20 protein-coding genes, 1 pseudogene and 1 riboswitch are annotated in these 20,367 nt (G+C 37.1%); of the genes and pseudogenes, 9 read left to right on the forward strand and 12 right to left on the reverse strand.

The features are described 5' to 3' along the window. Positions 1-322 precede the first annotated feature (322 nt). The gene (locus V7127_RS16120; protein ID WP_335487652.1) at positions 323-814 is read right to left on the reverse strand and encodes a DUF255 domain-containing protein; all 492 of its coding nucleotides are present in this window, start codon (positions 812-814) and stop codon (positions 323-325) included. A gap of 114 nt (positions 815-928) precedes the next feature. Beyond that, positions 929-2,071, reverse strand: coding sequence for a glycerate kinase (locus V7127_RS16125; protein ID WP_335487655.1), 1,143 nt, complete (start codon positions 2,069-2,071; stop codon positions 929-931). Positions 2,072-2,291: 220 nt separating this feature from the next. On the opposite strand from V7127_RS16125, the gene V7127_RS16130 reads away from it, so the two are divergent. Further along, positions 2,292-3,026, forward strand: coding sequence for a YqcI/YcgG family protein (locus V7127_RS16130; RefSeq protein WP_335487658.1), 735 nt, complete (start codon positions 2,292-2,294; stop codon positions 3,024-3,026). A gap of 78 nt (positions 3,027-3,104) precedes the next feature. Here V7127_RS16130 and V7127_RS16135 read toward each other — a convergent pair whose 3' ends face one another. From V7127_RS16135 to V7127_RS16155, 5 genes are all read right to left on the reverse strand, one after another. Then, a complete protein-coding gene (locus V7127_RS16135) occupies positions 3,105-3,683 on the reverse strand; it encodes a uracil-DNA glycosylase (protein ID WP_335487661.1) in 579 nt (192 codons plus the stop codon). Between the two features lie 12 nt (positions 3,684-3,695). Then, positions 3,696-3,866 (reverse strand): hypothetical protein, encoded by a 171-nt coding sequence (locus tag V7127_RS16140; protein WP_335487664.1) that lies wholly within the window; start codon positions 3,864-3,866, stop codon positions 3,696-3,698. Positions 3,867-3,933: 67 nt separating this feature from the next. Beyond that, positions 3,934-4,350, reverse strand: coding sequence for a GtrA family protein (locus tag V7127_RS16145; RefSeq protein WP_335487667.1), 417 nt, complete (start codon positions 4,348-4,350; stop codon positions 3,934-3,936). Further along, complete coding sequence (locus V7127_RS16150) at positions 4,325-5,362, reverse strand: glycosyltransferase family 2 protein (protein WP_335487670.1); 1,038 nt, start codon at positions 5,360-5,362, stop codon at positions 4,325-4,327. Before V7127_RS16150 ends, V7127_RS16145 begins: the two co-directional genes overlap by 26 nt. 17 nt (positions 5,363-5,379) lie before the next feature. After that, positions 5,380-7,059, reverse strand: a complete 1,680-nt coding sequence (locus V7127_RS16155; protein ID WP_335487674.1) for a DUF6044 family protein — start codon at positions 7,057-7,059, stop codon at positions 5,380-5,382. A gap of 177 nt (positions 7,060-7,236) precedes the next feature. Between V7127_RS16155 and galU the strand changes: the two are divergent. Beyond that, positions 7,237-8,098 (forward strand): annotated as a pseudogene (galU, locus tag V7127_RS16160) (UTP--glucose-1-phosphate uridylyltransferase GalU). On the opposite strand, the gene galE reads toward galU, so the two are convergent. Together galE and V7127_RS16170 are read right to left on the reverse strand one after the other, a co-directional pair. Next, the gene (gene galE, locus V7127_RS16165; protein WP_335487677.1) at positions 8,089-9,096 is read right to left on the reverse strand and encodes a UDP-glucose 4-epimerase GalE; all 1,008 of its coding nucleotides are present in this window, start codon (positions 9,094-9,096) and stop codon (positions 8,089-8,091) included. The pseudogene galU and the gene galE overlap by 10 nt on opposite strands. 120 nt (positions 9,097-9,216) lie before the next feature. Further along, complete coding sequence (locus V7127_RS16170; RefSeq protein WP_335487681.1) at positions 9,217-9,684, reverse strand: YndM family protein; 468 nt, start codon at positions 9,682-9,684, stop codon at positions 9,217-9,219. Between the two features lie 179 nt (positions 9,685-9,863). Here V7127_RS16170 and V7127_RS16175 point away from each other — a divergent pair, with 179 nt between their 5' ends. Beyond that, entirely contained in the window at positions 9,864-10,496 is a 633-nt protein-coding gene (locus V7127_RS16175) for a LysE family transporter (protein ID WP_335487684.1), read from the forward strand. A gap of 100 nt (positions 10,497-10,596) precedes the next feature. Here V7127_RS16175 and V7127_RS16180 read toward each other — a convergent pair whose 3' ends face one another. Beyond that, positions 10,597-10,947 (reverse strand): hypothetical protein, encoded by a 351-nt coding sequence (locus tag V7127_RS16180; RefSeq protein ID WP_335346248.1) that lies wholly within the window; start codon positions 10,945-10,947, stop codon positions 10,597-10,599. 161 nt (positions 10,948-11,108) lie between these two features. Here V7127_RS16180 and V7127_RS16185 point away from each other — a divergent pair, with 161 nt between their 5' ends. After that, the gene (locus tag V7127_RS16185; RefSeq protein ID WP_335487687.1) at positions 11,109-11,738 is read left to right on the forward strand and encodes a LysE family translocator; all 630 of its coding nucleotides are present in this window, start codon (positions 11,109-11,111) and stop codon (positions 11,736-11,738) included. 106 nt (positions 11,739-11,844) lie between these two features. Here the strand turns inward: V7127_RS16185 and V7127_RS16190 are convergent, their stop codons facing one another. After that, complete coding sequence (locus V7127_RS16190; protein ID WP_335487690.1) at positions 11,845-13,188, reverse strand: amino acid permease; 1,344 nt, start codon at positions 13,186-13,188, stop codon at positions 11,845-11,847. A 131-nt stretch (positions 13,189-13,319) separates the two neighbouring features. Between V7127_RS16190 and V7127_RS16195 the strand changes: the two genes are divergently transcribed. The 5 genes from V7127_RS16195 to V7127_RS16215 all read left to right on the forward strand — a co-directional run bounded on the left by V7127_RS16195 (position 13,320) and on the right by V7127_RS16215 (position 18,409). Further along, complete coding sequence (locus tag V7127_RS16195; RefSeq protein ID WP_335346245.1) at positions 13,320-13,463, forward strand: hypothetical protein; 144 nt, start codon at positions 13,320-13,322, stop codon at positions 13,461-13,463. Positions 13,464-13,648: 185 nt separating this feature from the next. Further along, a riboswitch (cobalamin riboswitch) is annotated at positions 13,649-13,833 on the forward strand. A 149-nt stretch (positions 13,834-13,982) separates the two neighbouring features. Next, entirely contained in the window at positions 13,983-16,271 is a 2,289-nt protein-coding gene (locus V7127_RS16200; protein ID WP_335487693.1) for a ribonucleoside-diphosphate reductase subunit alpha, read from the forward strand. A 155-nt stretch (positions 16,272-16,426) separates the two neighbouring features. After that, the gene (locus V7127_RS16205) at positions 16,427-17,473 is read left to right on the forward strand and encodes a ribonucleotide-diphosphate reductase subunit beta (protein WP_335344220.1); all 1,047 of its coding nucleotides are present in this window, start codon (positions 16,427-16,429) and stop codon (positions 17,471-17,473) included. Beyond that, on the forward strand, positions 17,470-17,919 hold the full coding sequence (locus tag V7127_RS16210) for a flavodoxin domain-containing protein (protein WP_335487696.1): 450 nt from the start codon (positions 17,470-17,472) through the stop codon (positions 17,917-17,919). Before V7127_RS16205 ends, V7127_RS16210 begins: the two co-directional genes overlap by 4 nt. 61 nt (positions 17,920-17,980) lie before the next feature. Beyond that, complete coding sequence (locus V7127_RS16215; protein ID WP_335344218.1) at positions 17,981-18,409, forward strand: VOC family protein; 429 nt, start codon at positions 17,981-17,983, stop codon at positions 18,407-18,409. 115 nt (positions 18,410-18,524) lie between these two features. Here the strand turns inward: V7127_RS16215 and ilvD are convergent, their stop codons facing one another. Beyond that, the gene (gene ilvD / locus V7127_RS16220) at positions 18,525-20,204 is read right to left on the reverse strand and encodes a dihydroxy-acid dehydratase (protein ID WP_335487699.1); all 1,680 of its coding nucleotides are present in this window, start codon (positions 20,202-20,204) and stop codon (positions 18,525-18,527) included. Positions 20,205-20,367 lie beyond the last annotated feature (163 nt).

Below are 20,367 nucleotides of genomic sequence, written 5' to 3' on the forward strand. Positions count from 1 at the left end.
TACTTAAAGATTAACCAATCTCTCATTCTTTTTCAATTGATTCCAAAAATTAGTAAATAATTAGTATGGCAGACGAAATAAATCAAGAAAATACTAAATAATTTGCTCTAATAAAATAAATATGGTAGAATCTTTTTTAACAATATATAGTATTATTTTATGCACACAAATACTATATGTTGTTTCCACTTCGAATTATTTCTTAATTGATCCAAGGTCTCTTTTTTATCCGCTCCTTATGGGCGGAATTTTTTTGCAAAAAAAAAGTTCTTGCATAAAGGCAAGAACTGCAATTTTTACGTAACTTCCTATATACTTGTTCCTAATCATGGTTTATGACATTTTGATTATACACCTGCGTGATTAATTCTTTAAATCCAATCATACCATCATCAAGACTTTCCTTCGGTAAATACCTCGCAGCATAAAGAGTTTCCTGCTCGGAAGATAAAAAAATATTTAGCGGCCCTTCCCCTTTTACATCCATCTTCTGACACTTGCTCAAGCATAAAGAAGCAATATCCGGATGCTCTTCCTTGTCAATCATCATGCAAATAAACTTATCATTTAATAGCTGGGCTGTCTCCATATCTTCAAACGACTCATGTTCCATGACAGTACACAAATGACAATGATTATCCCCAATACTGACAAAAACAAGCTTACATTCCCTTTTCGCCTTATCAAACGCTTCTGTTGACCACTCTAGCCAATTTACAGGACTCCGCTCATGCTTTTTTAAATAAGGGCTTCTAGATAGCACTAACCAATTGTATGTTGGGGAATAACGTTCTTCGGATAAGAAAGACTGCATACTACACAACTCCTTAATATGGAAATAACTCCTTCTGAAAAAAAATCTATAATTGAACATCTACTTTTGACAAAGATATTATTTCCATTAAGGTGAGGAAAAATTAATGAATATTCATAGCCTTCTTATTATTGCTATAAAAGTTCGCAAAACTTGTTCAGCTGTTTGCTCGAGTAAAATAGCAGCGCTTTCAATGGCTTTTTGTAGTGTCATAGGAGAATTAATAATACTATGAACACTTGTAATACCGTGTTCATATAAAACATCAATTCCTTGGCCAATGGACCCGGTCAGAGCAAAAACAGGGATTCCTTTCAGTTTAGCTGCTTCAGCTACGCCCATAGGTGTCTTTCCTGAGGCAGTTTGGAAATCAATCTGACCTTCACCAGTAAATACGCAATCTGCTCCAGCTAATTGTTCAACAAGCCCTGAATATTCTATGACAATGTCAATGCCTCGCTTTGTTTTAGATGGAAAAAAAGCTTGGAAGGCTCCACCAATTCCTCCTGCCGCTCCGGCTCCGGGCATATCATGCAGGCGAATGCCTGTTTTTAATGCTACTAAATCTGCCCAATGCCTTAAGTTGTTGTCTAGAATTTCAACCATTTCAGGTGTAGCCCCTTTTTGCGGACCAAACACATGAGTTGCTCCCTTTTCCCCTACTAATGGATTCTGAACATCTGTCGCTATTAAAAATTCACAATTTGCAATTCGTGAATCAAACTCTTGATCATCAATATCAACAATTCTTCCTAGTTCAGAACCTCCATATCCGACTAACTCTCCATTAGCATCAAGAAACTTCATTCCTAGTGCTTGAAGCATACCTAACCCGCCATCATTGGTCGCACTTCCACCAATCGCTAAAATAAATTTGCTGCATCCATCATCTAATGCTTTTTTAATTAGCTGTCCTGTCCCAAATGTTGTGGCTGTCATAGGATTAAGCCTAGCAGAATCGATGAGACATAACCCTGATGCACTAGCCATTTCTATCACGCATGTTTCCTGATCACCTAATAATCCATAAGCAGCTTGTACAGGATCAAGTAATGGTCCCTTAACCTCAATCTCTACCTTATGACCATTTGTAGCAGATACTAGACTGTCCATCGTCCCTTCTCCACCGTCTGCAACTGGAACTAGAACGGTTTCTGCATGCTGAATTGCATTTTTCACCCCTTTTTCAATGGCTTTTGCTGCTTCAAGTGCCGTTAAACTCCCCTTGAATGAATCGGGTGCAATCACAATTTTCATTTTCCTTGCCACCTTATTAGATTTTATTAATAATATATAAATAAAATTAAATATTCAGTAACTTCTATTCACTATTATAGGCTTAAATACGCGTTATTGGTATTAGAATTCTCCTATTAAAAAGAAGTCCATGCTTTGCATGAACCTACAATTAAGGGCAATCACCTATCCGAAGATCATGCATATTTTAATGAAGTAAGGATAGGAGTGTGCGATAACTATGATATTACTTCAGGATTTAGAGCTGGAAAAGCATGATACAGAAGGATGGCAGAAGAAAGCCTATGAGCTGTTTATTCAAAAAATGACTGATGCGAATCAATTATTTCCTTGCATCCCCGCCACTTTAGGGTTAAAGTCTGGTCACCTGAGATACGGCTTCATTGACAGCCCATTAAAATATGAGACCTCTTACGAACTGGCAGCAATACTTAAGGAATATTCCTTACATTATAAAAGCTTCGGAAAATATACGTCTCTCATTATATTTTTTAATTCCTCTAAAGAAGACTTGAATTTTAGCATTAAAGAATATCAGGAATTGTTCTGGCAACACCTAATCAACTTAACGATGCTAGATGAATTGCCTTGGCCAGATATCATACCTACAAACCCAATTCATCCATTTTGGGAATTCTGCTTTCATGGGACACCCTATTTTATGTACTGTGCGACCCCTGCACACATAAATAGAAAAAGCAGAAGCTTTCCATATTTAATGTTAGCCATCACACCAAGATTTGTTCTAAAAGAATTCCTCGCAAAAGGAAAACAGGCTGATAAAATAAAACAGCAAATCCGCGAACGTTTATGCGCTTATGACAGCACTACTATTCACCCTGCATTAAACTCTTATGGAAATAGCGATAATTATGAATGGACACAATATTTCCTGCCAGATGATCAAAGCACATTTTCCCAATGCCCGTTTCATAAAGAAAAAAATAAAATGTAAGTTGTTAAATAATGACATATAAAAAAGCCAAACTCTGTATTTCATTAGGTTTGGCTTTTTTGTAAATAAACTGACATTCTAGAGATGAAATCGCTGTGCCAGCATCTCCCAGTCACTCATAAATATCGGCCATAAATTCGGTCTTCTTCTAATGGCAAGCGGATGATAAGCAACAGCTGTCGGGAATCCATTTACATTGTGCCAGGAGCCTCGCAGTTTTTTCACCTCTGCTTCAGGATTTTCGAAAAATGATTGAACAGCAATATTCCCTAAACAAAAAATAAAATTCGGCTTCTTTTCTGCTAACTGCACCCTTAAATGCTGGATACAAGATTTCCTAGCTTCCTCTTTATTATAGGCACGAACAGGTCTTCTTTTTAAAATATACGTTACATATAAATCACTAGGCTGTATGCCTACCTCGTTAGCGGATTTTTGTAATGTAAACCTAGTTCCGCAAACATATGGATTCCCTTCACGATCTTCTCGTGCTCCTGGATTATCAAGGATAATCATGATAGGAGCACCAGGATTGCCTTCCCCCCACACCATCCTTGTCCCATGCTTATTAAGTTTGCATTCACGACAATCCTTTTGATCCTCTGGCACTCGTTCCTCAGGCCAAATGGCTGGACAAAATTCAATAATACCCGTCATCTCCTGTTCTGATTACAGTCCACCACAGCTGTTATGGTTGTTTTGCTTCTTTTCTAAAGTATTTGTCTCGTCCGACTCAACGACCGATTGTAATCCATAGCCTGTTGTACTAATTTCAAATTCCATATCTTTCTCCTGGTCATTTAATTTATGATTGTTAAGATTCAATTGATCATTTCGCATCTTTACCCCTCCAATTTCTTTTTATTAGAACCAATCTGTATTCCTATTGTTCCTCCATAAAGCAAAGTCATACAGCCTCCATATTCTTAAATACATAAAACCTTTGCCCTAAATAGTTTAGGAGTGTATATAATCCTGCTCCTATTACAACTGCCAAGTTTTCTGCCAACAGGCTATTACCCTCTTCAAAGATTCTTAAGGCCATATGGCTTACGGAATAAGAGAAAATGTAGCAGCTCAAAATCACGATAATGAAGCGTGGGATACTCGTTTTCAAATGAATTTTACTCTGAAAGGTAAAACTTCGATTTAAAAAATAACTTACAAAAGCTCCAACGCCATTTCCAATGAAGGTAGAAATCCAATAGGACATTTCTGCTGCATTTAATAGAAGAAGCATGATGGAGAGTCCAATTAACGTATTTACCACTCCTACTAATAAAAAACGGAAAAAGGAATTAGTTCGTTTCAGATAATTTTCCATAATTATGGTCAAAGAGTTCATGTTCATTTTCTCCATCATTTATTAGCGAACGTGGAATCGGCAAATTAAATGTATCAATATCAACCATATATTTCGGTCTTCGCTTCGTTTCACTATATATTTTTCCAATGTATTCACCAACCACACCAATAGAAATGAGCTGAATCCCGCCAATTAACCAAATAGAAGTTATTAAGGATGTCCAGCCCGTTTCCGTTTTACCGGATAGCTTTAAACTGAGAAAGTAGACTCCAAATAAAAGACTAATAAAGAAAGAAAGAAATCCAACAAGCATGACGACACGAATAGGCGTAACAGAAAAAGAGGTTAATCCCTCAAGTGAAAAGGCGATCATTTTGTTTAGCGGATATTTCGTTTCTCCGGCACTTCGTTCTTTTCGGTCATAGTAGACGGAGGTAGACTTTAAGCCTAGTATTGGCACAATGCCGCGGAGGAAAATATTCACCTCATCATAGCGCTGTAATTCATAAAGAGCCCTATTGCTCATTAATCGAAAGTCAGCATGATTATATACAAGATCCACCCCCATCCTCTTCATTAATTTATAAAAGCCTTGGGCCGTGCTCCTTTTGAAATATGTATCTGTATCCCGTTTTCTTCTGACCCCATAGACGATTTCATAGCCTTCTCGGTATTTCAAAATAAATTCACGTATGACAGAAATATCATCCTGAAGATCTGCATCAATGGAAATAACACAATCCGAAACAGTCTTGGCTGCCATTAATCCAGCCAAAAGCGCCTTTTGGTGTCCGACATTTCTTGAAAGCTTTAACCCTTTAATTAGCTCGTCTTTTAAACTCTTTCTATATATGATTTCCCATGTTTGATCCTTACTCCCATCATCAACAAATAAAATTTTACTATTACTCGAAACTAACCTCTCCTTTACTAGCTCTTGGAGAAAAATGCTTAGCTGTAGCATCGTATCTGGGAGAATCTCCTCTTCGTTATAACATGGAACAATTATCGTGAGCATTGGATGATCCATTCTGATTCCTCCTGGTGTTAGATCGCTTTATATAAATAAATTTTCCAAGCAGAGCTAGATGATTCAAACGTCCTTTCTAAGCTCAGATTATTTTCATATGCATTATCAATGGGAACGGCAGAAAAAATATATTGGCCACCCATTTCCTTAAATGGCTTGATGTTAAGCTCAAGGTTTTTTAATCGCTTTTTTGTATTTTTTTTAAACATATAGCGCTTTCCTAGTTCCGCTGTAAAAATATAGCAGCGTCCTCCCCATTCATCAAAATAAAGGCGGATTGTTTTATTTTTTGCCAATTCCTTCTCAATAATTTTCCTAAATTGATATTTATAAGATAAAGGGTAAAAATTATTATAAGTGTCGAGGGTATAAAAACCGTTAAATTGAGCGATAGCCGGGTGAATACCAATACTCGCCACACGATAATCTTTCTGAGGAATTCCTATATAATCTTTAATCTCCTTAAATTGATCCACAGCAAAAAATTGCTTAAATGTTGGCTTTGTTTGAAAGATGATTTCTTCATTAGTTACAGAACAAACAATTAGCTGTGCAGCAACAAGTATAGGAACTGTCCTTTTCCACCTTGTATCCATTAGAACCTTTAATGACAAAGCAAACAGTACATAAATGACTAGCGGCCTCAGAAAGTGATACCGGGCAAAATTGAAAGTATCTAAAAAGTGAAATCGCTTCGTTAATGGCAGCCATCCCTTATAAAACCAGAATGCATACCATACTGATAAAGTGATATTAAGGATAAATAAAAAAACAAAGGCTCTTTCCTTTTTCCAGATTTTCTTTCTTAAAATAATGAATAATGCCAAAAACATTACAGGCAAGATGACTAAAGTATGAATAGTTGCAGCATGATGATGACCATAGATGAAATTTTTATAGGTAAGTCTAATAGAGCGCCAAATGGATAATCTTGCGTGAAAATATTCATCTCTGCTGTTTGGTTCATCATCAAACAGAAAAGAATAGACTAGCCGGTATTCCACGATTGCATACAAAAGAGTCATATAACCAATAGACAATAGAAAACGCCAATTCCACCGCTTCTTCATCATTACTTCAATTAGCCAAAAGATCCCTATAGCAGTTAGAAAAAAGAAGAAACCTAAAACAATACTAGAATAGAAAGGAAGGAGAGTTAGCACCAGATAGCTTTTCCACATTTTCTCCTTTTTCCGGATATTGAGGAAAGCCCATAAGGCCAAAGGCATACCAAGAGTGCTTAACATCCCTGATGGCCAAAATGGGGTAAATGCAAATGCAAGAGAAGTGCCTATATTGACAGCTAGAATAGTCCACTGTTGCCCAGTAAGGAAATGGGTTTTCAACAGTAAATACATCCCTATGAACGCAAAAACCCTAGTAATCGTCTGGCTAATTGCATAAGCCGTCATTGCAGGAAAGAGAGCATAAAGCCAAACGATCAGACTAAATTCCGTTCCAAATGCATTTCGGGATAATTGTCCATTTATTATTTGCGGAATGACGGCATTAACAGACCCGGTTAATTGTCCACTTTCAGCTAAGACTTTATACCAGGCTAAATTGGAATCCAAATTATCGTGAACTCGTATATGTGCATTCTCCCCTAATATAAACAGCGGGGAGACAAAAACAGCTAAGGCAAGAAAGGCAAAAATTAAAAACCTTCTTTCGATATGTTTTTTTTGAGTTGGCATTTCTTCATACACCTCAAAAGCATATTCCCTGCAAAAGTCTTATTATCTTAATAGTTTTAAGGTGCTCTTTGTGGAGGAAAATATTCCTTTTTGCTCTTTTTCTGTAAACATGTGGGATAAGACAGCCACTTCCGTACATAGAAATGGGAACGGGAAAGCCGAATGATTAGGGGGATCATGGATGATAAAAAAACAGTCATTCCTGCCGCTGGTTTAGGAACCCGTTTCCTGCCGGCAACAAAAGCTCTGCCGAAGGAAATGCTCCCAATCGTTGATAAACCAGCCTTCCAATATATTATTGAAGAAGCGATTGCGTCGGGGATTGAAGATATTATAATTGTAACAGGAGGGAATAAAAGAGCTATAGAAGACCACTTTGATAAGTCAGTAGAAATGGAATTGCTGTTAAAGCGAACAGGAAAAATAGAAATGCTTCATGAGGTCCAGAAAAATATCTGAAATGGCCGATATTCACTATGTTCGGCAAAAGGATCCATTAGGGTTAGGCCATGCCCTCTTATGCGCAAAAAAATTTATCAGAAATCAGCCATTTGTAGTTCTTTTGGGTGATGACATTCTTGAACATGAAGAGCCAGCCTTAAAGCAAATGTTACCAGTTTAATAAAATGGGAACGAGCATTATCGGCAGTAAAGAGGTACCGCGCTCGGATGTTGATAAGTATGGAATCATCGGCTATACAGAACAAACGGGAGAATTGTTTAAAGTTGATAGTTTGATTGAAAAACCATCCATTGTTATGGCTCCATCCTCGCAAGCGATTATTGGAAGATATATTCTAACCCCACTTATTTTTGAAATTCTTGATCATGTGCAGCCAGACAAAAATGATGAAATCCAGCTAACTGATGCTTTGCATTTATTGCTAGAGCACGAGTCTATTTTTTCATATATTATCAAAGGAAACGATATGATGTTGGTGATAACTTTAGCTTTCTGGAAGCGTCCATTAATTTTGCATTAAAGAGACCGGAATTAAAAGAAAAACTATACCTGTACTTAAAACAAATTCATTTTTGAAAAGCTGATAAACTTTTGTATCCCTCTGGATACTTTATGTGCCAATTCCAAGCATCCTGTATTATTTTGTGTATTGAAGATTTCTTTGGTTTCCAGCCTAATATTTTCAAAGCTTTATCCGAACAAGCAATTAATTCTGCGGGATCACCATGCCTCCTATCTCCTACTATCACCTTTATATTTTTCCCTGTTTCTTCTATAGAAGCCCTTATTACCTCCTTTACCGAATATCCCGCAGTATTGCCAAGATTAAATACATCACTTTTTCCTCCATTTTGTAAGTATTGGAGTGCCATTGAATGAGCCTCTGCTAAATCCTCTACATGAATAAAGTCTCGGATACAGGTTCCATCCTTTGTCGGATATTTATCTCCATAAATTGTTACGTATTCTCTCATTCCCAGTGCTGCCTGCAGAACAATAGGAATTAAATGGGTTTCAGGAAGATGATACTCTCCTAATTCACCTGTTTCCTTCGCACCGGCTGCATTGAAATATCGTAATGAGACATAGCTTGCATTAAAGGCATCTCCCCACCATTTGATCATCCTCTCCATTGCAAGCTTTGTCTCACCATATGGATTAGAGGGCTGAAGTGGAAAGCTTTCTTTAATTGGCTGTTTATGCGAATCCCCATAAACGGCCGCAGTAGATGAGAATACTAGGTATTTAACACAGTGCCTGCTCATCGCCTCAAGCAGAGACCGTGTTCCGCTTACGTTTACATCATAATACTTTAACGGATCATTCATTGATTCTCCGACTAGTGAAGCGGCCGCAAAATGAAAAACTGCCTCTATTTTTTCCTTATTAAAAATATTCATTATTATTTCTGAAGAACGTATATCACACTCATAGAAAATTGCCTTTGGATGAATGGCCTCTCGGTGGCCAGTCTGCAGGTTATCGATGACAATTACCTTCATACCTTTCTCAATTAAATAATCAACAAGATGTGAGCCAATATAACCTGCGCCTCCAGTTACCAAAATCGCCATTAGTTCTCCCCCCCTTAAATCCATTTCTCCTTTCTCTATATGCAGAAGAAATTGTCTGTATTCTCCCAAAAAAACATTAAAAAACGCCTGCTCGACTAAGCAGACGTTATTAATAATGGATCATTCCTCTCCACGATTACTTTTATCTTCATTTAATTTTAAATCTGTCCCAGAAGGAGTCAGTTCTTCTGAAGCTTCTGTTTGAAATTGCAGTTTGCTTGGCCGTGCAGTATGGCTGTTCATTTTAGTGATAATCTGATTGGCCATGTATCTATGAAATATGATTTCAAAAAGGGCGACTCCAGCGGCAGCAACGAGAGACATTGTCACTATATTTTCTCTTAGGGTCAAACTGATACTTAAAGACCAAATCACGAGGAAAGCCAGGACAAAATCGGTGATTGTCGCAATGAAATTATTAGACCTAGGCAACACAAGAAAGTCGCCAAGAACATAAGAGGATGCTCCTAATGCTAATGAAATTAAGAATACCATTCCAAAGGACATGCCATAAAATAAGCCAAGTATAATATATAAAAGGACTAAACAAGAAATAAACTTTAACAAAAATGCTTTTGCATGCTTCACAACATCATCTCCTTTTAGTCTATTTTGCTTATATTCGGCTTTTCCTATTCAGTTTAGGAATTTGCGAATTCAGAAATAACGGCAATGACTAAAGAAAGTTTTTGGACAAAGATTCATAGGAACATTTTTTGCACATAAAATGTACAAGTTAGGAACCTATCCGATTGGAGTGGTCATTATTGAATGTTAACATTTTCCTGAGTTATATCATTTTAGGGTTTACTTTGGCAGCTCCAATTGGTCCGGTTAACTCGGTTAGGTTGGATAAAGGTATAAAGAATGGTTTTTGGCATGCATGGATTGTAGGGATCGGCTCTATGATAGCAGATGGAATTTTCATGCTAACGGTTTATTTAGGGATGGTACACTTTTTGGAAATATCGATTGTTCAAATATTTCTCTGGCTTTTTGGAGGGTTTATTCTCATCTATACAGGGACAGAAAGCATTATAGGCGCTAAGATGATTACTTTGGAAGAAACTAGGGGGAAAGATTCAATAACAAAATGCTTCTTGACAGGGTTTTTCATGTCCATATCCAGCCCCTTATCCATCCTATTCTGGATAGGAATTTACGGATCTGTACTCGCTAAAACTGCCCAAGTCTATGGGACTGGTCAATTATTAATTTATAGCAGCATGATATTTTTGGGACTCACAATTTGGGATATTCTCATTGCGGGATTAACAACAGGGTTTCGAAGATTTTTAACTGTACATAGTCTTAAGGCCATTTCCATTTTTTCTGGCCTATCATTACTTGGATTCGGCTTATATTTTGCCTATCATGGAATAAAAGCGGTGTTTTTTTGAAGTAACATAGAAGAAGCGGGATCAATAAATGATTCCCGCTTTTTTTGTTAATTCCTTTTTACTCCGTAAATTATACAGGCTACTCCTCCAAAGATAAAGACTATTTCCCTTTTTCTTTGTCTTTATCTTTCAATTCCGGTTTATCATTCATTACTCTAAAAAATTGTGTATTCATGCTGCCCTGAACAATATCCTCTAAAAAAAATTGACCAATCAATTTTAAATACTCATCATCATCGAACATCTTCTTGTTTTGCAGTTCCATTTCTGCAAGGCCTTCGTATGTTGAAATAACAGCGTATGTATGGTCCTTTCCTGAAATTGGCGTTAAAATTTCTACCTTATGATGATAATTTTCATTTCTGTATTTTTTAATCTCAAGTAAATTATCTAACCCATCTTTAAATTTTTCCTGTTTTATCTCAAAGGTTTGGTAAACGATGACCGACATTCAGAATGCCCTCCAGTATAAGTATTAAAGAAGATTTCAAATTTATTATTTTCCTAATTGAATTATTTATTCTTTAGGAAAAATTGTAGTACAGCCTCTAAATCATGAATAGAATGTGTACAAACCTATTAATTGAATAATACATAGCAAGGAGAAAAAACATGGGGATTTATTTGGGTTATGTCTTTCTTGGGCTTACTTTGGCTGCACCGATTGGGCCAGTGAATGCAGCACAATTAGATAAGGGGATTAAAAATGGCTTTTGGCATTCTTGGCTTGTCGGCTTTGGCGCTATGATTGCAGATATCCTATATATGATTGCTGTTTTTTTGGGTGTAGTTCAGTTTCTTGAAATACCCATTGTCAAAACCTTTTTGTGGTCATTTGGCTTCTTTGTTCTCATTTATACGGGTATTGAAAGTATTCAAGGTGCTGGAAAAATTGAATTATCATCTCGTAATAAAAGTGAATCCGCTATCAAATCTTTTATTTCCGGCTTTTTCATTTCGATTTCCAATCCTTTAACCATTTTATTCTGGTTGGGCATTTTCGGATCTGTCTTAGCAAAGACGGCTACACAATTCGATCAGCTACAATTGTTAACATTTAGTTCTGCCATCATTGTTGGCTTATTTATTTGGGATGTAACGATGGCTGGGATTGCAAGCAGCTTTAGAAGATTTTTATCTGGTAAGATTCTTGCGGGCATCTCTATTGTCTCAGGTATTTCATTAATTGGGTTTGGAATTTATTTTGGATATGAGACGGTTCTTTTATTATTTTTCCAATAACAAGATGACCATAGGTTGATTTCGAGGGTTGTCCTCTAATTTCCATTAGACGTTCAACCCTTGTTTACTTTAAAGCTTATGCTTTTTGGGGATTATATCCTTTACTTTACTTTCGTTTCTTAATGAAATTCATAATTAGTAACACACTTATCACTAAACCGACAAAAAGGATACTCACAAAGAATCCTGGGCGGCTTGATTTCTCGAAAAGTGTTCCAGTTATTGCGAGCAAAATTAAACCCATTCCAATAAAGCGTTTAACATGGTCGAATTTCGTAGCTTTAATCAGCTTCGGGAAAGAAACTAGAATGAACAACCAATTATATAACAGCATTAACCCAGCTGCTGTCGTAATATATTCATACACACTGTCAGGCATGACTAATGCCAATAAAACTGATGTCACTAACCCGCCAATTGTTAAGGAAAGTGCCAGTGGAGGAACTTTTAGCTTACCCTTTTTCGAGAAAATTTTTGGGGCATCACCATCTTCCGCTAAAGTGACAATCATGCTTGTAACTGCAAATAGGGTAGCGACCATAGTCGAAAAGCCGGCAATAATAATGCCTCCAGTAAATACATGTGGAAAAAAGGTGATATGATACTTATCAAGAGCAATAACAAACGGGCTTTCATTTTTACTAAATTTATCTATCGCTGCTAATCCCGTAGCTAAAGCTAAAGAGATTAAGTAAATGGTCGTTAAGATGATCAACATAACAGAGCCTGATTTACGAACATCTTCTTTATTTTTTAACCTAGTTGCAAAAATCCCCATTATTTCTATCCCGCCAAAGGCATAAAATCCAAAGATTAATGCAGACCATAAACCATAAAATCCTCTAGGCAGGATTTCATTTCCGTCTGTAGGGACTTTAAAATCCTTTAGATTTCCTCCAAACAATCCAAATAAAACGGTGATCGCCAAGAGGATAAACATCAATATTGCAGCAATTTTAATAACTGCAAAAATATTCTGGGCTTTCTCAAATCCCTTTGTTCCAATGACAATAACGAAAACCCCTAGCACTGCATAAATGGAGGAAAAAATCCAAAGAGGTACATCAGGGAACCAGAATCGTGTTAATAATGAAAGAGCGGTCAACTGGCTCCCGGAAATCAGCATTTCAGAAAACCAATAGACCCACCCGCTGCTAAACCCAGCTCCACGCCCATATGCTTTTTTCGCGTATGAACGAAATGCCCCTTTTTGCGGGTCCTTTGCGGACATTTTTCCTAAAGCGTCAAAAACTGTGTAAGTGCCTATCGCTGCCAGAATAAAGGCTATTAAAATTGCGGGGCCAGTCATTCTTATACCAATTCCGGTCCCAACAAAATACCCTGTTCCAATAATGCATCCGACACCGATTAACGACAGCTGCCACCAAGCTAGCTTTTTTCCATCTTCGCTAATATCCCCTTTGTCAGCAGCACGAGCCGGTATTTCCATGCCAATCCCCCCTCCGAAACTCCAAATTATTATTTGCCCCATACCATTAAATATGTATCTCCAAATAACCAATCCATGAAGAATAAAGAGGCTTAAAAGGTTTCAAAATAAGCAATAGGAGGGGATTTTAAATGGCTAATCAATGTTTTTACTGCAACAGTGAAACGGGGGAAAAAGAATTACATCAAGTCACATTTTATGTATCAAATATGGACAAGGATGAAATACTTTGCCCTGAATGTTATCAAGAATGGCTCCATGGAATTAAAGAGTAATAATAGGTGATGGACTTTTCCAAAAGTCGGAAAAGTCCTTCATAACGATAAAAACTCTTTCTTTGATATGTACTTATTAACATTATTCCTCTAGTTTTTTAAGGTTGTCAAAATGATAAGTTTAGCTTATAATCGAAAAAGTTACATATATAGTGTTTATTTTTATTCATTAACACAATATACAGTGATAAACCAATAAATATGGTGTCCGTTATGGACTTAATAGGGAATCTGGTGAAAATCCAGAGCTGTTCCCGCAACTGTAAGTGCTATCGAAATAAGTAGAAACCACTGTCTTTTTATAAGATGGGAAGGACTTAAAGTAGGCCAAAGCACAAGTCAGGAGACCTGCCATATTTATAACGTGTTATCTTCTTCGGGAGTTGGGAAGGTAAAACGAGGGTATTTTGATAGACTATTTTTTATATTCTATTATCATATCAGCGTTTTACTTTACCCATCCTCTAGCAGAGCGATGGGTTTTTTATTTTGGAAAAAACAAGTAAAGGGGATATGAAAATGGATACATATGTTCAAACAGAATTGGATCTAGTTTTAGAAGAGTTAAACAGAGCTTCAAACTTATATAAGATTGACGTTGATCCACTTAAACAGCAATTGGAGGAACTAAAGCAAAACGATGCATCCGCAAATCAAAATGCACTTCTTTATTCATTAAACAAAATCTCAATGGACCAGCCAAACTGGACCTTTCTTGCAGCTCAACTATATTTAAATGAATTGTATTCAGAAGCATCGAAAAATCGAGGATATAAAATGAATGTAAAATATGGGGATTTTTATAGCCTCATAATGAAGCTGACTAATATTGGTATTTATTCAGAAGATTTACTAGCTTTCTATTCAAAAGAAGAAATAGATCAATTAGATATACTGATTGACCCTGAAAAAGATTATTTATTTAACTATATTGGTTTGTTCCTCCTTGCTGACCGTTATCTTGCCAAAGATTATGAGAAAAATATTTTTGAACTGCCACAGGAACGATTCATGATCATTGCTATGACATTAATGAAAAACGAAGATAAAGCAAAACGAATATCTTTAGTCAAGGAAGTTTATTGGGCTTTAAGCAATCTATATATGACTGTTGCAACCCCAACACTTTCTAATGCCGGAAAAAGCTACGGACAGCTTTCTTCTTGTTTTATCGATACGGTCGATGATTCCTTAGATAGCATCTATTTAAATAATTGGGATATTGCCAGATTAAGTAAGGATGGCGGGGGAATCGGCATTTATTATGGAAAAGTCCGTGCTTTAGGTTCTGACATTAAGAAGTTTAAAGGAAATTCCTCTGGTGTCATTCCTTGGATTAGACTTGTTAATGATACGGCTGTCAGTGTCGATCAATTGGGGCAAAGACAAGGAGCCATTGCCATCTATTTAGATGTTTTTCACAAGGATATCATGAATGGGTTTTTAGATTTAAAGACAAATAATGGGGATGAGCGCAGGAAAGCCCATGACATATTTACAGGAGTCGCAATTCCTGACCTATTCATGAAGAAGCTTGAAGAAGTTGATGAAACTGGTAAAAGCATTGGCGAGTGGCACACTTTTTGTCCCCATCAAGTAAAACAGGTTATGGGATGGAAGGATGAGAATGGAAACCCATTGGGACTTGAGGATTATTATGATGAGGTCGAGGAAAAACACTTTACGAGAAAATACGTAGAAGCAGTTAACCATCCCCTTCTTCCTAGAAAGAGCTATCGTGCCATGGATATTATGGCTAGAATTATGGTTTCACAATTGGAAGCTGGCACCCCTTATATGTTTTATCGTGATGAGGTTAATCGCCAAAATCCAAATAAACATGTAAATGGAAGTGGAAGAACGTCTATTTATTGCAGCAATTTATGCACAGAAATTATGCAGAACATGTCAGCGACGGTCATTCAGAATGAATATCAAGACGAAGATGGAAATATTATTATCGTTCGCAAGCCTGGAGATTTTGTTGTATGTAATTTATCTTCTATTCATTTGCCAAATGCAGTTAGAGCAGGCGTACTGGAACGCCTAATTCAAATTCAAATGAGAATGCTCGACAACACAATCGACATTAATCAAATTTCAGTAGGACAAGCAAAGTGGACGAACCAGAAATATAGAGCAGTTGGTTTAGGAACATTTGGCTGGCATCATCTCCTGGCTATTAAGGGTATGTATTGGGAATCTGACGAAGCGGTTAGCTACGCAAATGGTCTATATGAGGATATAGCCTATTTTACAATACGTGCCTCAATGGAGCTTGCAAAAGAAAAAGGTGCATATAATTTATTTCATGGCTCTGAGTGGCAATCAGGTGAGTATTTTAAACGGAAAGATTATTCATCTGAACGATGGATGGATTTACAAGAAGATATCCAAAATTACGGAGTCAGAAATGGCTGGATGATGGCTGTGGCTCCGAACTCTTCAACTGCAAAAATTGGGGGCTCCACAGACGGAATAGATCCTCTTTATGCGATTGAATATGCAGAAGAAAAGAAAAACTTTAAATTCAAAGTCACCGCACCTGATTTAGATCATAACACTTACAACTATTATCGCCGTGTGAGACACGAGTTGAACCAAATATGGAGCATCAAACAGAACGCAGCAAGGCAACGGCATATCGATCAGTCCATTAGCTTCAACCTTTATGTTCGCCACGATATAAAAGCAAGAGATTTATTGCAGCTTCATTTTGAAGCCTGGAAGCACGGTTTAAAAACGACCTATTATGTTCGCAGTACTTCACAAACTGAAATTGATGAATGCGAAGCTTGCCATAGTTAATATATCAACGATTTTCCAGATATATCGACGACTTTTCGAATATATCGGCGATTTCCCGGATATATCAGCGACTTTCCAGATATATCAGCGACTTTCAATAAATATCAACGACTACCCGTAATAAATTGAAAACCATTTTCAAAAGGAGCGATTCAATGGCACACCAACAATTATTAACAAAAATAAAATTGCTAAATCCTGAGTTCCCAAATAAATCTACTAGTCTAGTAAACGGTCAAGCATCGGGGATCCTAAATTGGAATGACATTAGATATCCACAAATGTATCGAATGTATCAAACTTTATTAGCTAACTTTTGGAAGGCTCAAGAAATAAATATGCAGGATGATATTAAACAGTGGGACTCCTTAAGCACAACTGAACAAGATGTTTTTTTACGAATTAACACGCAGCTGGCATCACTTGATAGCTTACAAACGCCTATGATGACACAAGTGATGGATTATGTAACAGACCCAAGCTTTAAAGCTATATTTGCTGTCATTTCGCAGCAGGAGGCGGTTCATAATGAATCATATTCTTATATCCTGAGTTCTCTTATCCCTATTAGTGAACAAATTGCCCGCTTTGACGAGGCAAAGGATGATACCATTGTTCGGAAGCGAAATCAGCTTATTCTTGAATCCTATGAAAAATTTAGAAACACCCCCTCTTTACAGCACTTATTTGAGCTTGGAATTAACTCAATTAATTTAGAAGGAATTTATTTTTATGCGGGCTTTGCCTTTTTCTATAATCTGGCCCGTCAGCAAAAGATGCTAAAAACGAGTTCCATGATTAGTTATATTCAACGTGATGAAATGCAGCATGCCTACTTCATTGCGCAATTTATTCGTATTCTTCTTACTGAAAATCCTGAATTAAATACAGAGCAAAATATTCAATATGTATATGATACAATTCATGCAGCAGTCCAGCTTGAAAAGGAATGGGCTCATTATATATTGAAGGATATTCAAGGAATCGATTTAGATGAATTTGAAGGCTATGTTGAATACCTTGCTAATAAGCGGCTTCGGCAATTAGGTCTTCAAAACCTATATAAGGAACAGGAAAATCCAATGCCATGGATCCATGTATTCAGTGACGAAATGATGAATGAAACGAAGTCCGACTTCTTTGAACAAAAGTCTCGTACGTATACAAAGGTTTCTCAAGATAACGGTTTTGATGAGCTATGAGAATCGGCTTAATTTATACCTCGATTAGCGGAAATACAAAAGAATTGGCATTAAAATTATATGATCTGTTCAAGAAAAGAAATTTAGATGTTTATTTATATAGCATAGAACAATTTGCCTGTAATCGGTTAGATGAATTTGATGCGGTTGTTGTTGGTACTTACACTTGGGGTGATGGGGAAATTCCTGATGAAATGATTCCTCTTTATCGGGAGTTTGAGAAAATCGATAGAAGCAACATGGTAACAGGTGTATTCGGGACAGGGGACAGTTTTTATCCTCACTACTGTGGAGCTGTTGATATATTCAGAGACCTATTAAAAGCAAAAACAGATTTATCGGTCACTTTAAAGGTTGAATTATTGCCTCAAGAACAGGATCTAACGAAATGTATAAAGTTCGTTGATTTATTTCTAGCTCGACTTGAAAATTTGATATTGCATTGATAAATGATAAAATGTAATAGAAATATTTAGCAATGTCAAAAAAATATAGGGAGTGTTGCAGATGGCTGTTGATGTATATTTTAACTTTAATGGAAATTGCCGAGAAGTAGTTGAATTTTATGCTGACGTTTTTGGAACAGATAAACCGCAAATTATGACGTTTGGTGAGGCTCCTCCAAATCCAGAATATCCTCTGCCAGAGGATGCAAAAAATCTTGTCATGCATGCAAGGCTTAACATTAGCGGAAGCAATGTCATGTTTTCAGATGTTTTTCCTGGCATGCCTTTTATTAAAGGAAATAATATTAGCCTTGCCGTTGTCAGTACGAATCTTGATGAAGTGAAATCTCAATTTAACAAAATAAAAGAAGGCGGTAAAGTAGAAATGGAGCTTCAGGAAACCTTCTGGAGCAAATGCTACGGACAAGTAACTGATAAGTTTGGCATTGCATGGCAATTTAATTATGATAATGGCGAAAAAGTCATGTAGTTTTATCTAATACGGATTTTAACTCTTAATTAAACACGCTTGTTCATACATAGATCCATTTAAAAATAGACCTATAAAAAGTCTTATATGACTGTTTATAGGTCTTTGTAATTTCTTAATATTTCATTACTCCGCCAGTATTGGCTGATGTCACAAGCTTCGAATATCTTGCTAAGTAGCCTTTTTTCACCTTCGATTCAAAGCCCTTCCAATTTGCTTTCCGTCTTTCCATTTCCTCATCAGAAATTTCCAGCTGTATGGTGCGTTTCTTTAAATCAAGCTCGATGATATCGCCATCTTCTACAAATGCGATTGGTCCTCCCTCTGCTGCTTCAGGAGAAATATGGCCGATTGAAATTCCTCTTGATGCACCTGAAAAACGTCCGTCTGTAATTAATCCGACCTTTGCTCCAAGCCCTCTTCCTACGATTTGTGAAGTAGGTGCAAGCATTTCCGGCATACCAGGACCACCTTTAGGCCCTTCATAGCGAATGACTACGACATGTCCTTCTTGTACTTTACCGGTAATGATTCCAGAAAGTGCGTCTTCTTGAGAGTCAAAGCAAATCGCTGGTCCTCTATGGTAGCCACCAACCGACTCATCAACTGCACCTACTTTAATAATCGAGCCGTCCGGAGCGAGGTTTCCGAATAAAACAGCTAGTCCGCCCTGCTCAGAATGTGGATTATCCAATGGTCGAATAACATTTTTGTCCAAAATATCACTGCCAGCAACATTTTCGCTGATTGTTTTTCCTGATACAGTTAAACAATCTCCATTAAAGGCACCTGGCTTCTTAAGAAGCTCATTGATAATCGCGCTAACTCCACCTGCATTATGCACATCTTCAATATGATAATCAGAGGCAGGAGCGATTTTCGCTAAATGCGGTACACGTGTTGCAATTTCATTAATACGCTCTAATGAATACTCAATCTCCGCTTCATGTGCTAAAGCTAAAGTATGAAGAACTGTGTTAGTAGAACCGCCCATCGCCATATCCAAAGCAAATGCGTTATCGATTGCATCGATTGTTACGATATCACGAGGCTTAATATCCTTCTTAATAAGCTCCATTAATTGCTTAGCAGATTGTTTAACAAACTCTTTACGTTCCTCAGCGACAGCTAGAATTGTTCCATTACCAGGAAGTGCAAGGCCAAGCCCTTCGGCTAAACAGTTCATTGAGTTGGCGGTAAACATCCCTGAGCAAGATCCGCAAGTCGGACAGGCTAGCTGCTCAATCTCGAGCAATCTAGCTTCATCAATTTTACCAGATTGGAAAGCCCCTACCCCTTCAAATACAGATGTTAAATCAAGCGGATTGCCAGCACTATCAGTTCCAGCCTTCATCGGACCGCCGCTGACAAAGATTGTTGGGATATTGAGGCGAAGAGCTGCCATCATCATTCCAGGTGTAATTTTGTCACAGTTAGGAATACATACCATTCCATCGAACCAATGTGCCGCAACAACTGTTTCTACAGAATCTGCAATGATTTCCCGGCTTGGCAAAGAATATCTCATCCCGATATGACCCATTGCAATCCCATCATCGACACCGATCGTGTTCATTTCAAAAGGAACCCCGCCTGCTTCGCGGATAGCATCTTTCACAATTTTACCGAATTCTTGTAAATGAATATGTCCTGGAACTATATCAATATATGAATTGACTACCGCAATAAACGGCTTTCCAAAGTCCTCTTCCTTTACACCTGCTGCACGAAGTAAGCTCCTGTGAGGCGCACGATCAAATCCTTGTTTTATCATATTACTGCGCAGATCTGCCACGTAAAATCCCTCCACATTTCTTTTTAGAATTTTTTACATATTTTAATTGATATATATTATTTAATTATCCTAAATAATATTATAATTTAACACCATATCTTGCATAATGTAAAGGAAGAACTTTAAAAATTCTGTATTTTTATAGACTGGAATTTCCGCTGTT

The sequence above is a fragment of the Bacillus sp. JJ1773 genome, from assembly GCF_036962035.1.
GTDB lineage: Bacteria > Bacillota > Bacilli > Bacillales > Cytobacillaceae > Cytobacillus.

Coding starts and splice junctions, on each gene's coding strand:
- V7127_RS16190 (WP_335487690.1), bottom strand. CDS start 13,188: ATGGAAATACCGGCTCGTGCTGCTGACAAAGGGGATATTAGCGAAGAT.
- V7127_RS16145 (WP_335487667.1), bottom strand. CDS start 4,350: ATGGAAAATTATCTGAAACGAACTAATTCCTTTTTCCGTTTTTTATTA.
- V7127_RS16135 (WP_335487661.1), bottom strand. CDS start 3,683: ATGACGGGTATTATTGAATTTTGTCCAGCCATTTGGCCTGAGGAACGA.
- V7127_RS16130 (WP_335487658.1), top strand. CDS start 2,292: ATGATATTACTTCAGGATTTAGAGCTGGAAAAGCATGATACAGAAGGA.
- V7127_RS16120 (WP_335487652.1), bottom strand. CDS start 814: ATGCAGTCTTTCTTATCCGAAGAACGTTATTCCCCAACATACAATTGG.
- V7127_RS16125 (WP_335487655.1), bottom strand. CDS start 2,071: ATGAAAATTGTGATTGCACCCGATTCATTCAAGGGGAGTTTAACGGCA.
- V7127_RS16200 (WP_335487693.1), top strand. CDS start 13,983: ATGGATACATATGTTCAAACAGAATTGGATCTAGTTTTAGAAGAGTTA.
- V7127_RS16150 (WP_335487670.1), bottom strand. CDS start 5,362: ATGGATCATCCAATGCTCACGATAATTGTTCCATGTTATAACGAAGAG.
- galE (WP_335487677.1), bottom strand. CDS start 9,096: ATGGCGATTTTGGTAACTGGAGGCGCAGGTTATATTGGCTCACATCTT.
- V7127_RS16140 (WP_335487664.1), bottom strand. CDS start 3,866: ATGCGAAATGATCAATTGAATCTTAACAATCATAAATTAAATGACCAG.
- V7127_RS16210 (WP_335487696.1), top strand. CDS start 17,470: ATGAGAATCGGCTTAATTTATACCTCGATTAGCGGAAATACAAAAGAA.
- V7127_RS16215 (WP_335344218.1), top strand. CDS start 17,981: ATGGCTGTTGATGTATATTTTAACTTTAATGGAAATTGCCGAGAAGTA.
- V7127_RS16155 (WP_335487674.1), bottom strand. CDS start 7,059: ATGCCAACTCAAAAAAAACATATCGAAAGAAGGTTTTTAATTTTTGCC.
- V7127_RS16205 (WP_335344220.1), top strand. CDS start 16,427: ATGGCACACCAACAATTATTAACAAAAATAAAATTGCTAAATCCTGAG.
- V7127_RS16185 (WP_335487687.1), top strand. CDS start 11,109: ATGGGGATTTATTTGGGTTATGTCTTTCTTGGGCTTACTTTGGCTGCA.
- V7127_RS16195 (WP_335346245.1), top strand. CDS start 13,320: ATGGCTAATCAATGTTTTTACTGCAACAGTGAAACGGGGGAAAAAGAA.
- V7127_RS16180 (WP_335346248.1), bottom strand. CDS start 10,947: ATGTCGGTCATCGTTTACCAAACCTTTGAGATAAAACAGGAAAAATTT.